Here is a 12,502-nt window from a genome sequence, read left to right as displayed (position 1 = left end):
CTGCCTCATGCCGCACTGCGGCTTCCTGTCCGCCACCTCACGCATGTTGGAGATCTACCGCGCGCTACGCCAGCGCGGAGTGGCCGCCAGAATCGCCACGCACGGCGGCACCTACGAGCACGTTCTCCGCGACGTCGGCGTGCCGTACGACATCGTCGGCCCACGGATGACGCCGGAGAGGTGCGCCAGGTTCATCCGCGACGAGATCGGCATGGGGTACGTCGGGCAGAGCATGTACACCGATCGGGAGATGCGCGAGTACGTCGCCGCCGAGACCGAGTACTTCCGCCGGCACGACATTCGTACGGTGGTCACCGGTTTCACCCTGACCACCCTGCTGTCCACCAGGCTGGCTGGCGCCGCGCTGGTCACCGAGCACGCCGGCAGCTGGGTGCCGCCGGTGTTCGAGCGCGGACTGCTGCCGGCCCCGAGCCAAGCCCACTTCGGCCTGCTGCCGGCGCGCCTGCTGCGCCGGCTGTCGAACGCCCTGCCACCCCGGGTCGGCTTCTACTGCGGTGGGTTCAACCGACTGGCCGCCGAGTTGGGCGTTCCGCCCGTGCCCAGCCTCGCCTCGCTGGTCCTCGGCGACCTGGCCCTCATACCGGAGGTGCCGGAGGTGCTGGGCGTGCCCGCCACGGAGGTGGCCGACTGGCGGCCGAACGGCCGGTCCGGCTACCGCGCGGGGACGCGGCTGCGCTGCGTCGGGCCGCTCTACGCCCGGCTGGACCTGCCTCTGCCGGACCGGGTCGCCCGTTTCCTCGCCGAGCCCGGCCCGGTCGTCTACGTGGCGGTCAACTCGACGGAGGTCGGATTCGTGCGGCGGGTCGTGACGACCATCGCCGCGTTGCCGGTGCGCGTGCTGGTCGCCGGCACCCATCACGACCTGCACGACATGGCCGACGACAGGGTCATGGTGGGCGGCGTGCTGCCCAGCCATCTGATCATGCCGGCGGTGGACCTGGCGGTCACCGCCGGCGGGCAGGGCAGCGTGCAGACCGCGATGGCCGGTGGCACTCCGGTGCTCGGCTTTCCGCTCCAACCGGAGCAGGATCTGAACCTCGCGCTGCTGGAGCGGATCGGCGCGGCGCGCCTGCTGGCGCCGAGGCACGTGGGCGCGCGGCTGGCCGCGCTCGTCACGGAGATGCTGGCCGACCCGTCCTACCGCGAGGCGGCCCAGCGGGTCCAGCGCTGGTACGCGGCCACCGACGGGCCCGCGAACGCGGCCGAGGCCATCCTCGCGGTGCACGACGCCGACGGGGCCGACAGCATCGGCCCCGCCGGCGTCGGATGATCGGCTACGCCGCTGGCGGGGCGCCGGTCTCCGCCGGCCGTACGACGGGCCCGGTCGACCACTGTTCCTCGTGGTCGGCTTTCCGAAGGAGTTCGTCGGCGCTGTGCGCCACCCGGGACATGGCCATGCGCAGCAGTGGCGGCGCCATCATCGACGTGACGATCGCGACGAGCGCGATGATCGTGAAGGTGGCGATGTCCAGGACGCCGAGCCGCAACCCCACCATCGCGACGACGATCTCGACCACGCCGCGGGCGTTCATGCCGGCGCCGACGGCCATGGACTCCCAGTGGCCGAGCCGACTGGATCGCGCACCGAGGTAGGCGCCGGCGAACTTGCCGAGGATCGCCGCCGCGAGCACCACGACGGCGGCCAGCGCGACGTCGCCGTCGAGCAGCACGCCGAGGTCCATCCGCAGGCCGGCGGAGGCCAGGAAGATCGGTGCCAGCACGGTGAGCACGATGGTCCGCAACGGGGCCAGCACCGCCCGTCGCTCCCGGACCGCCTGCCCGATGAGGATGCCGGCGGTGAACGCGCCGAACACCGCCTCCATGTGCATCGACTGGGTGATCGCCGCGCCGACGAGAACGATCACCACGGCTGTGACGATTGTGGGTCCCGTCTCGGCGGACCGGCCGGCCAGCCGTATGGCGCCGCGCACCAGCGGCCGGCCGACGAAGATGGCGGCGACCACGAACGCCACCAGCAGCAGCAGCGACAGCGCGACCTGGCCGACGCGCACGCCGACGGTCGCCATGGCCGACACGATCGACAGCAGGAACCAGCCCACGGCGTCGTCGACCATGCCGGAGGTCATGATCAGCTGGCCGACGTCGCGGTGGATGAGCTTCATGTCCGCCAGCGTCTTGGCGATCACGGGGATCGCCGTCACGCACATGGCGACGGCGAGGAACAGCGCGAACACCGGGCGTTCGGTGGTGTCCGGCACCAGGACGGCCGGGGCCAGGTAACCGATCAGGATCCCGAACCCGATCGGGATGAGCAGACCGCCGACGCTGATCCGGAGGGCCGACGTGCCGCGTCGGCGGATGGTCCGGGTGTCCAGCTCGATGCCGGCCACCCCCACCAGCAGCAGCACGCCGACCTGGGCGACGGCGTCCAGCAGGTGCATCTGCGCCGCGTCGGCGGGGAACAGCCAGTCATGGATCGCCGGAGCGGCGTGGCCGAGCAGCGACGGCCCGAGCAGCACGCCGGCCATCAGCTCACCGACGATCGGGGGCAACCCGAACCGCGCCGCCAACCGGCCCAGGCTCAGGCCCAGCAGGAGCAGGGCCGCGAGCTGGACGAGCAGGATCGCTACCTGCCCGCCGGCCAACGGCATGACGGGGGCGCTCATACCGGCCTCATCTCCCTGATCAGGGCCGCCAATCGATCGAGCCCCTGCTCGATCTGCGGGGGCTGCAGCAGACTGACCGACAGTCGGAGCTGGTGACTCCCGCCCTCGTCGGCGTAGAAGTGATGCATCGGCGTCCACAACACACCGAAGTCGCGGGCGGAGCGCTCCAACAGCGCGTCGTCGACCACGAACGGCACCGTCACCACGACGAAGAAGCCGCCGGCCGGCGTGTTCCAGGACACCCGGTCACCCTCCGGGCCGGTCTTCGGGAAACGCGCGGCCAGGCCGTCCAGCACGTGCCGCAGATTGCGCCGGTACGCCCCGGCCTCGCGCTCGTTGGCGCGCACCAGACTGCACCCGTGCTCCAGCAACTTGCCGGCGATGACCGCCTGCGCCAGCGGTGAGGTGTTGACTGTCACCATACTCTTGATCTTGGATAGCTCGTCCGCCAGCAGGCCGATGCCCGCAGGCCCGGCCACCGGCTGGTCGGCGACCACATAACCCACCCGGGCGCCGGGCATCCCGGTCTTGGCGAACGAGCCGAGATAGACGACGCGACCCTCGTCGTCCATGGCCTTCAGGGTGGCCGGGCGGTCGCCGCCCGCGTGGAACAGCCCGTACGGGTTGTCCTCCAGGATCAGCAGGTCGTGCTCGGAGGCCGCGCGCAACAGCGCCAACCGGGTGTCCCGGTCCAGGCTCGCCCCGGCCGGGTTGGCGAAGTCGGGCACCAGGTACAGCGCGCGGGGACGCTGGCCCGCCGCCCGGGCGGAGCGCACCACCCGGGCGAGATCGACCAGGTCGATGCCCCGCGAGCCGTCCCGCACCGGCAGCGTGGTCATGTCGACGAGCGACGCGGCGCCGCGAATCCCCACGTAGTTGGGCGAGACCGCCAGCAGCACGTCGCGCGGGTCGCTCCGCAACGCCCGCAACACGAGGAACATCGCCTCCTGCGCGCCCACGGTCACCACGATGGCCTCCGGGTCGACATCGATCCCTTCGTCGACCGACAGGTTGGTGGCCACCAGATGGTGCACGATGCCCTTCGTCCGCCCGTACTGCAACAGGGTGCGATTGACCTGACCCTCGCTCAACCCGTGCTCGTCGCGCAGGTGGTCGCAGTAGCGGCGCAGATACCGGTGCACCGCCTCCACCTCGAAGAACTCCTCGTACGGCCGACCGGCCGCGAACGACACCGCGTCCGGGAAGCGACCGGCGATCTCGTTGAGGAAGGTCATCGAGTCGAGCACCGGGTCGGCCAGCGAATCGTGCAGGTCGGCGAGCGCGATCGGCGCGCGAGCGCCGACAGCGGTCGTCCCCGACCCGCCGGTCACGGGGACCATCCAGCCGACCGCGCCGGGGCGTCATCGGACGCTCGACCCCGCATCGTCGGCACCGACCCGCCGACGGGCACTGTGGCACCGTGGCCCAGCGCCCGCAGATCGGCACAGCCCATCATGGCCATCGCATCCTCCAACTCGGCCCGTAGCAACGACAGCACCCGGCGGGCGCCGGCCCGGCCACCCACCGCCAGCCCCCAGAGGGCGGGCCGGCCCACCAGCACCGCGGAGGCGCCGAGGGCCAGTGCCCGCGCCACGTCCACGCCGCCACGGACGCCGCTGTCCAACAGCACCGCGCACCGGCCGTCCACGGCCGCGACCACCGGCTCCAGCGCCGCGATGCTGGGCACCACGCCGTCGAGCTGGCGGCCACCATGGTTGGACACCACGACCGCGTCCACTCCCCGGTCCACCGCCCGCACCGCGTCGTCCGGGTGCAGAATGCCCTTCACGACGATCGGCAGACGCGTCCGTCCACGCAGCCAGTCCAGGTCCCGCCAGGACAGCTTCGGGTCGAACGCGAGACCGGTGTGCACCATCAGCGCCGAACTGTTGGCACCGCTCTCGTGTGCGGGCGCGCGGACCTCCGGCGGCAGGTTGGCGGCCACGACGTCGCCCGGCAGCGTGAACCCGGACCGCATGTCCCGCAGCCGGCGGCCCATCCTCGGCACGTCGACAGTCAGCATGAGAGCTCGACAGCCAGCGTCCTCGGCACGGGTAACCAGGTCCGCGATCACCCTGCGGTCGCGCAGCCAGTAGAGCTGCAACCAGACCGCCGCGCCGGTGGCGGCGATCCGCTCGACCGGCTCGCTGCTGAGCATGCTGGCCACGAACACCGCGCCCTCGTCCCGGGCGGCCTCGGCGAGCGCCACCTCGCCGTCCGGATGCAGGAGCCGCTGGTAGGCCATCGGGGCCACCCCGACGGGCAACCCCATCGGCGTGCCCAGCAGCTCCGTGCCGAGGTCGTACGTCGCCGCCCCCACCAGCACCCGCGGGACCAGGTGGACCCGGTCGAACGCGTCCCGGTTGTCCCGCAACGTCGACTCCGTGCCGCTGCCGCCGGCGACGTAGTCCCAGACCGGCTCGGCCAGCACCCGCCGCGCCGCCAGTGCCACGTCGTCGAGGCTGAGCAGGGCGGCCAGGTCGGTTCCCTGATCCGCGGTGGTGGTCACAGGACGTCGTGGGTCTGGGTCCGCTCCGCCTCGACCGCCTCGTAGAGCGCCCGGATGTTTCCGCTGCCGAAGGTTCGCGCGCCCAGCCGCTCGATGACCTCGAAGAAGAACGTCCGACGCGGATGCGTGGACCTGGCGAAGATCTGGAACAGCTGCCCGTCGTGGTCCTCGTCGACGAGGATGTTGCGGGACTGCAGCTGGCCCACGTCGTACCGGGCGAGGTCGAGTCGCTGGCCGAGCCGGTCGTAGTAGGTGTCCGGCGTCCGCAGGAACTCCACGCCGCGATCGGTCAACGCCGAGATCGCGGACACGATGTCGGTGGAGCACAGCGCCAGGTGCTGCACGCCGGGACCACCGTGTCCCTTGAGGAAGTCGTCGATCTGCCCAGCGGCGGCGGACGCGTCCGGCTCGATGAGCGTCAGCGTGACCAACCGGGACGGGCTCTGCACCACCTTGGAGAACATCGCCTGCTTGCCGACCAGGATGTGCTCCACGAAGGTCACATCGAAATCCAGCACCGTGCGGTAGAAATCCACCGTCGGATCAAGCGTGCCCGACTCCAGGCAGACGGCGAGGTGGTCGACCACGCCCAGCCCCGGCGCCGGACCTGCCTCCGGCACCTGCCCGTCGGGCAGGCCGGGGGTCAGGCCGGGCAGCACCGGACCGGCCGACCCCTCGGGCGGCTGGACGAACGTGTGCGTCACGTCGCCGAAGCCGCCGACGGTAGCCGTGACGAACCCGTCGCGGGCGGCCGGTTCGATCACCGCCCGCGCGCCCCGGGACACCGCGACCTCGAACGCGGCCCTCGCGTCCGCGGTACGCAGCGCCAGGTCGGCGACGCCATCGCCGTGCTGCTGCACGTACAGGCTCGCCGGGTGCCCGTCGGTGAGCCCCTCGGTGACCACGAGAATTGTCGAACCCTGCCGCAGCGCCACCGACAGGTGGTCCTCGGCCTGGCGCGAGCCGACGACGGCGAAGCCGTACTGTCCGGCGAGCTCGCGGGCCGCCCAGACGGCGTCGGTCACGTGAAACTCGACGTGGTGCACGGCCAGGTCACTGAACACACTGCTGCCCACGCTCACTGATGTCCCCCTACCGGGGCCGCACGGCCCCCTTGTGATCAGAAGATGGGAGCCGCGGTCGGAGCCGACAGCTCACCGAGATACGGATGCCAGAGATGCTCGGGGTCCTGCTCAACGGCCCGGATGACGTTCCGCATCTCGACGAGCGCCTTGGGCTCGGCCTCGTCATACATGTTGCCCTGCAACATTTTCAGCACGTCGAGGCGATACCGCGGGTCCTGGACGAACGCGGTGAACAGGATGTTGAGCCGGTAGTAGACCGAGATGAACTCGTACCAGTTGCGCACGCCGCGCCGCAGCAGCATCTCGTACGTTTTGAACCGCTCGCGCTTGAAGTCGCCCGCCTCGGCGGCGGCGATGATGTCCTGACAGGCCAGCCGGGCGCTGTTGAGGGCGATGCTGACACCGGTGGAGAAGATGGGATCCACGAAGCGGGCGGCGTCGCCGACCATGACGAAGTTGTCCCCGCAGATCTGCTTCATCGCGTAGCTGTAGTCGCCCTCGGACTTGAAGGGCCGCACCTGCTCCGCGCTCCGCAGGGCCGCCTCGAGCTCTGGGCGGCTGCCCACGCACTCCCAGAAGAAGGCCTCGAGATCCTCCCGGGCCGCGTCGGCGAACCGGCGCTTCTGAGTGACCACGCCGATCGAGGTGACCGTGTCGGTGATGGGGATCTGCCACACCCAGGTGTCGGTCAGTGGCAGGAAGTGGATGAAGATGAAGTCCGACTTCGACTGCTCCGCCGACAGCGCCTGCCGGTCGAAGCCGTCGAACCAGGTGTGGATCGCATACTGGTTGAAGACCGAGTCGGCCACCTTCACCTTGAGCTGACTGCCCAGCGTGGTGTTCCGGCCACTGGCGTCGATCACCATCCGCACCGGCACCTCGCGGTTCCCGTCGGCGGACCGGGTGTGCATGACGGGGTGCTCGCCGTCGAAGTCGACGCGGTTGACCCGTACACCCTGGTGCACCTGCGCGCCGAGACTCGCCGCGTTCTCCAGCAGGATCTGGTCGAACTTGCCCCGGTCGACGTGGAAGGTGTAATCCCGGTCGACGCCGGCCTGATCCCGCTCGTTGAACATGACCTCGGCGAGCCGGAAGTCGTGGGTGAGGTTGGAGAAGCCGAGGTGGCTCACCGGCCGTGTCTCGGCCGACGTCCACGCCGCGCCGAACTTGCGCGGGAAGCCGGCTGCCTCGACGGCGGCCATCGCCCCGGTCTCCAACAGCACCGGCGTGGTGGCCGGGACCAATGATTCGCCCACGTGTTCGCGGGGGAAGTGTGCGCTTTCGAAGACCACGACGGACAGCCCCGCCTTGGCCAGGTAGGCGGCGGCTGTGGACCCGCCGGGCCCGCCCCCGATGATGCCGATGTCCCACTCTGCTGGCTTGGTGTTCATGGCGCCTCCTCGGCATGCCTGTCAGGCGCGGGGCAACGACAGGATCAGGTCGGTGATGGTGTCGAGACTGCGGAAGTGCCGTCCCGTGATGTGCGAGGGCGGCACGTCGACGTCGAGCTCCGCCCGGACGTACGCGATGAGCCGAGCCGTGTTCAGCGAGTTCAGGACGCCCCACTCCAGCAGTGGCGAGTCGGGACGCAGATCGACTCCGCTGACCGCCTCGCCCTGGTCACCGAGCAGCTCGTGGCGGACGTACACCATCAGTTGGCCGAGTATCTCGTCGCGTTGGTCTGTCGGCACAAACCCCTCCCAGGTTGCCGGACACGATCTCCCCTGTGGGTCGTCATCCAGGAGGCCGAGACGCCGTCGGCGCTTCCCCCTCTGATGACATCCCTACCCGATGAATTCTAGGAGCCAATGTGGGTTCGTCAAGGGGATGTCGAGGAAGGATCGACGTCGGCCATTGGCGCGACGACGGCGACGCCCGCTGAGTGCGGACGAATCAGGCCAGGACGCCGGTGAGGTAGGTCTGGATGGCCTTGCCCGTGCCCGCGGCCAGCCCGGCGGCGGTGAGCTCTGCGATCGCCGGCACGCGGTAGACGTACCGGGTGGTGGCGAGACCGATCAGGTGCGAGCCCACCATGGCGGCGCGCAGCTCAGGCTGGGAGTGGCCCAGCGCCTGGGCCAGTGGGAGGATCACCTGGTCGCCGAGGAAGTTGCGGACGGCGTCCGCCGCCATGTCGTTGGCCGTCATCGATCGCAGGATGCCGCCGAGCCGCGCCGCCGAGCCGGGCTCGTCCCAGTGGCTGAAGAACAGCTCGACGGTGCGCCGGCCGACCTGGCCGCGCGGGCCCTTCATCGCCCGCTCCACCAGATCCGGCGGCTGCAGGGCGCCACGTACCGCCGCCTCGAACAGGCCCTCCTTGGTGAGGAAGAAGTGGTGCACGAGCGCGCTGTCGACCCCCGCCTCCTGGGCGATGGTGCGCACAGTGGTGCCCTCGTAGCCCCGCTCGGCGAACTGGCCACGAGCGATCTCGAGGATGAGCTGATGGCTCACCGTCGGCCCGACGCGTCGCCCCGTCCGCCGTCGTGGAGCACCGTTCGGGGACACCTCCGCGCCCACAAGTTCACCTTTCCCAGTTCATCGCGTGCCCTATTCATCGTATGGGGGCAAACGCCATAGTATCGCCTTCCTACGTGCGGAATTAGGCAGGTTCTGCGGCGCGGCAACAACAACAGTACGTAACGATGCCTTGACACGGTGCCCCGCACGAGCCGTAGCATGGCGCAGTGCTACGAACACGGGCGGTTGTCGGGAGTCTTGTCTTCTTTTGCGCCGCGCCGGGCGTGGTCGCCGGCCTCGGCCCGTGGTGGATTTCCGACTGGGAGATCGCGACACCGTTCGCCTTCTACCAGCCGGTTCGAGTCCTCGGCGTACTGATGCTGGTTGCCGCGGTGGCCTTTCTTCTCCAGTCGTTCGTGCGGTTCGTCGTGGAGGGCCTGGGCACTCCGGCCCCGGTGGCACCGACCGAGCACCTGGTGATCGGCGGGCCGTACCGATACGTCCGCAACCCGATGTACGTCGCGGTGGTGACGGCCATCCTCGGCCAGGCGCTGTTGTTCGGTCAGGGCGCGCTGCTGTGGTACGCGTTGGCCATCGCCCTCATCCAGGCCGCGTTCGTGCGCTTCTACGAGGAGCCCGGCCTGCGTCGGCGGTACGGCTCGACCTACGACACCTACCGTGCCGCGGTGCCGGCGTGGATCCCCCGGCTGCGTCCGTGGCAGGGCGCCAGCTCATCACCGCAGGCGTGACCGCGCACCCGGGCGGTCGACCGAGCCACCGACCCGCGAAGGGACTGCTATGCCGCTCGCTTACGAGGGCTGATGGCCCCCCGCCGTCCGACGGAGGGCCGCCAGCCGTCTAGGCCACCCGTTCCCGAGTAGGCAGCTCCGCCTGCGTCACCGATGCCTGGCAACTGGCCGTCAGCACCGGCAGTCGACCCGACACCTCGGCGATCAACTCGCCACGCAACAGGTCCTCACCGTCGGGCTCCCCCCAAATGATGAGCCGACAGTTCACCTGCTCCGCGCGCACCGACGCCGAGGCGGTCCAAATGATGGGCATACGATTCCGTGCTGCCCCCAGCAATTCAACCGTGACGAACTCTGGTGCCGTCTTGTCAGTGCCATCGCACTGCTGGAAGCCAACGTGCGCTGTAATCCCCCCACTACCCAAGTAACTTAGTTGAAACATTACGCGATACTCACGCCCACCTACGTCTGCCGGCAATAGTCCCGCCGTCAACAACAGGCCTTCGGGCTCGTAGAAGAGTATCTGGACATCCGTAGCCGCTAGAGCTGATGCTTTCATATCCCTGGTGGCCCCATCCCCCATTAGCGTACCGCCAGTTCATCGATGGATGTTATCCTGTCGGGCAGCCTCCTGTCCCCCCCTAAATGGGTACGCCATGGCGCGGCAAGGTCCTCAGGATGCGGACCGTCGCGCCCCGAATAGGTCGGGTCGGGCATGACGTGTCGGCCTGAGGGTGTCGGACACAAATACGGGCGCGGCAATCCGCTGGTGCTCGACGGCACCGGAACAACCCGGTTGACGTGGGACAACGCGATGAGCCGCCCGGCCGGCAACGAATGTCGCACGACGGCGTCAGCGACCTCGCGGCCCAGACGCCGAGCCGGCGCCCGGGCCTCCCGCGGTGACGGCTGGCGCCCCCCGTCGCAGAGCCTGCCGCCAATCTGACACCAGCTGCCGGCAGCACCGAACCGGGTCCTACCACTCACTCATTGGACAATTCCTTCGCGGGCAACACCCGTGTCGGGCGCGTTCGAGGCCCCGACCGTGCGGTCGGGGCCTCGAACCGAACCGGTGGACCGCTCAGGCCGCGGCGCCCGCCGGGACGCTCTCCTCCTCGTCGTCAACCGCGTGGCCGTGACCCTGCGTCCGCAGGTGTGGAATGAACAGCGCGATCACCGCGCCGGCGCCGAGTGCGATGGCGGCCACCAGGTGCGCGTTCTGCAGACCTTCGACGAACGTGGCCGTGGACTCGTAGCCGCCGTGGACGCCGAGGATCGCGCCGCCGACGGACACACCCAGTACGGTGCCGGTCTGCCGGATGGCGTTGGACACACCGGAGGCGACACCCTCCAACTCGGCGGGCGCGAACCCGAAGGCCAACCGACCGATCGGCGCGAGGAAGATGCCCAGCCCGAGCCCGGTGATCACGAACGGCACGACGAGCTTCGAGTACGTCAGATCGTCGGCGACCGCACCGATCCAGCCCACGCCGATCGCCTGCATCGTCAGGCCCAGGATCACCAGCGGCTTGCCGCCGATCTTGTCGGTCAGGATGCCGGAGATCGGCGCCGCGATCATCGGCATGGCAGTCCACGGCAGCGTGCGAAGGCCGGCCTCCAGCGGCGAGTAGCCAAGGACGCTCTGGAGGAACTGGGTGCCGAGGAAGACGGCGCCGAAGACGCCGAACGGCATGAGGATCGTCGCCACCATGGTGAGGCTGAAGCCTCGGCTGCGGAACAACCGCAGCGGCACCATCGGCGTCTGCGCCCGCGACTGCCAGAAGACGAACACCAGCACGAGAAGACCGCCGACGATGAATCCGGCCAGCACGGAGGCACTGCCCCAGCCGGCGGAGTTGCCCCGCACGAGGCTGGACACGATGCCGAGCATGCCAGCGGTGATCAGGACGACGCCCAGCGGATCCAGTTTGCCGTAGCCGCCGCGGCTCTCACGGACGCGCGCCATCACCGGCAACAGCAACAGGCCGATGGGCACGTTGACCCAGAAGATCCACTGCCAGGACCAGGCTTCGGTCACGGCGCCGCCGATGACCGGCCCGAGGGCGATACCGAGACCCACCATCGCGCCCCACAGCCCGAACGCGTGGCCGCGCTGGCGTGCCGGCACCACGCTGGCCAACAGGGTGAGGGTCAGCGGGAGGATGACAGCGGCACCCAGGCCCTGCACCGCGCGTGCCGCGATCAGGTAGTTGATGTCCTCGGCGAGGCCCGCCAGCCCGGACGCGAGGGTGAAGACCACAAGCGCGATGGTGAAGACCTTCCGCCGGCCGAATCGGTCGCCGAGCGCGGCGCCGGTCAGCAGGAAGACGGCGAAGGTGAGCGTGTAGGCGTTGACGATCCATTCAAGATCTTCAAGAGTCGCACCGAGTTCGGTGCGAATGACCGGTAGCGTCGTCGTGACGACGAGGGTGTCGATCGCGACCATGAACACAGCGACCAGGGCCGCGGTCCAAGTCCAGGCGGTGCTGTGGGTCGCTGGTTGGTTCTTGTCCACTCTGTTTCCCTACTCGAGATGGAATGACTGGGAAGGATCGCTGGGGCGATGCCCGTTGCGCTCCTCTCGTCGGTATTGGGGGGGAGAGACCCGGACATATGTTCCGCGCCAATAACCCAGCGGGAATCGGTCCGGCACCGTCGCACCGCCGACGAGGCGGCCGAGCACGATGACGTGATCACCAGCGGCGATCACGTCATGTAGCGCGCATTCGGTGAAGGCGACGGTGGGTTCCAGGCGGGGCATGCCGGCGACGTCGCCGGGACGCCACGCCACGCTCGCGAACTTGTCGTCGTTGTAGCTGGCGAACAGTTCGGAAATCTCGTGGCCGTCGGCATCGAGGAAGTTGACGGCGAATCCGCCGGTCTCCCGGATGGCGTCCAAGGTCGCACTCACCTGCCGCACGCAGAACAGCAGCAGCGGTGGGTCCTTGGAGACGCTGCACACCGACGACGAGGTCAGGCCGTGCGGCCGCCCAGACGCGTCCAGTGCGGTCACCACGCTGACGCCGCTGGCCAGCGAGCCCATGATCGCCAGGAACG

The 12,502-nt window shown here is 69.6% G+C and carries 12 protein-coding genes; 2 read left to right on the top strand and 10 right to left on the bottom strand.

Features of this window, described 5'->3' with window-relative positions:
* Positions 1–7: 7 nt before the first annotated feature.
* Positions 8–1,291: a glycosyltransferase gene (locus IW248_RS04870; RefSeq protein ID WP_196925847.1), complete on the top strand. Its 1,284-nt coding sequence runs from the start codon at positions 8–10 to the stop codon at positions 1,289–1,291.
* Between the two features lie 4 nt (positions 1,292–1,295).
* Here the strand turns inward: IW248_RS04870 and IW248_RS04865 are convergent, their stop codons facing one another.
* The 7 genes from IW248_RS04865 to IW248_RS33640 all read right to left on the bottom strand — a co-directional run bounded on the left by IW248_RS04865 (position 1,296) and on the right by IW248_RS33640 (position 8,690).
* Positions 1,296–2,648, bottom strand: coding sequence for a cation:proton antiporter (locus IW248_RS04865; protein WP_124822753.1), 1,353 nt, complete (start codon positions 2,646–2,648; stop codon positions 1,296–1,298).
* Positions 2,645–3,979, bottom strand: a complete 1,335-nt coding sequence (locus tag IW248_RS04860; RefSeq protein WP_372431855.1) for an aminotransferase-like domain-containing protein — start codon at positions 3,977–3,979, stop codon at positions 2,645–2,647. The genes IW248_RS04865 and IW248_RS04860 overlap by 4 nt, the downstream gene beginning before the upstream one ends.
* The gene (locus tag IW248_RS04855) at positions 3,976–5,157 is read right to left on the bottom strand and encodes an alpha-hydroxy acid oxidase (RefSeq protein ID WP_372431854.1); all 1,182 of its coding nucleotides are present in this window, start codon (positions 5,155–5,157) and stop codon (positions 3,976–3,978) included. The genes IW248_RS04860 and IW248_RS04855 overlap by 4 nt, the downstream gene beginning before the upstream one ends.
* Positions 5,154–6,239: a 4-hydroxyphenylpyruvate dioxygenase gene (gene hppD / locus IW248_RS04850; RefSeq protein WP_307787737.1), complete on the bottom strand. Its 1,086-nt coding sequence runs from the start codon at positions 6,237–6,239 to the stop codon at positions 5,154–5,156. Before hppD ends, IW248_RS04855 begins: the two co-directional genes overlap by 4 nt.
* Before the next feature lie 38 nt (positions 6,240–6,277).
* Positions 6,278–7,633: an NAD(P)/FAD-dependent oxidoreductase gene (locus tag IW248_RS04845; protein ID WP_124822751.1), complete on the bottom strand. Its 1,356-nt coding sequence runs from the start codon at positions 7,631–7,633 to the stop codon at positions 6,278–6,280.
* 21 nt (positions 7,634–7,654) lie between these two features.
* Complete coding sequence (locus IW248_RS04840) at positions 7,655–7,933, bottom strand: acyl carrier protein (RefSeq protein WP_196925845.1); 279 nt, start codon at positions 7,931–7,933, stop codon at positions 7,655–7,657.
* A 202-nt stretch (positions 7,934–8,135) separates the two neighbouring features.
* Positions 8,136–8,690 carry a TetR/AcrR family transcriptional regulator gene (locus tag IW248_RS33640; protein ID WP_196925844.1) on the bottom strand — a complete coding sequence of 185 codons (555 nt, stop codon included), beginning with the start codon at positions 8,688–8,690 and terminating at the stop codon, positions 8,136–8,138.
* A gap of 233 nt (positions 8,691–8,923) precedes the next feature.
* Between IW248_RS33640 and IW248_RS04830 the strand changes: the two genes are divergently transcribed.
* A complete protein-coding gene (locus IW248_RS04830) occupies positions 8,924–9,445 on the top strand; it encodes a methyltransferase family protein (protein ID WP_196925843.1) in 522 nt (173 codons plus the stop codon).
* Positions 9,446–9,554: 109 nt separating this feature from the next.
* Here IW248_RS04830 and IW248_RS04825 read toward each other — a convergent pair whose 3' ends face one another.
* From IW248_RS04825 to IW248_RS04815, 3 genes are all read right to left on the bottom strand, one after another.
* Positions 9,555–9,758, bottom strand: a complete 204-nt coding sequence (locus IW248_RS04825; protein WP_196925842.1) for a hypothetical protein — start codon at positions 9,756–9,758, stop codon at positions 9,555–9,557.
* A gap of 768 nt (positions 9,759–10,526) precedes the next feature.
* Positions 10,527–11,960 carry a DHA2 family efflux MFS transporter permease subunit gene (locus tag IW248_RS04820; RefSeq protein ID WP_196925841.1) on the bottom strand — a complete coding sequence of 478 codons (1,434 nt, stop codon included), beginning with the start codon at positions 11,958–11,960 and terminating at the stop codon, positions 10,527–10,529.
* A gap of 9 nt (positions 11,961–11,969) precedes the next feature.
* Entirely contained in the window at positions 11,970–12,488 is a 519-nt protein-coding gene (locus IW248_RS04815) for a flavin reductase family protein (protein ID WP_124822747.1), read from the bottom strand.
* Positions 12,489–12,502 lie beyond the last annotated feature (14 nt).

The sequence above is a fragment of the Micromonospora ureilytica genome (assembly GCF_015751765.1).
In the GTDB taxonomy this organism is placed as follows: Bacteria; Actinomycetota; Actinomycetes; order Mycobacteriales; family Micromonosporaceae; genus Micromonospora; species Micromonospora ureilytica.
The sequence above is the reverse complement of the archived record's forward strand: the minus strand, read 5'-3'. Positions and strand labels throughout refer to the sequence as shown.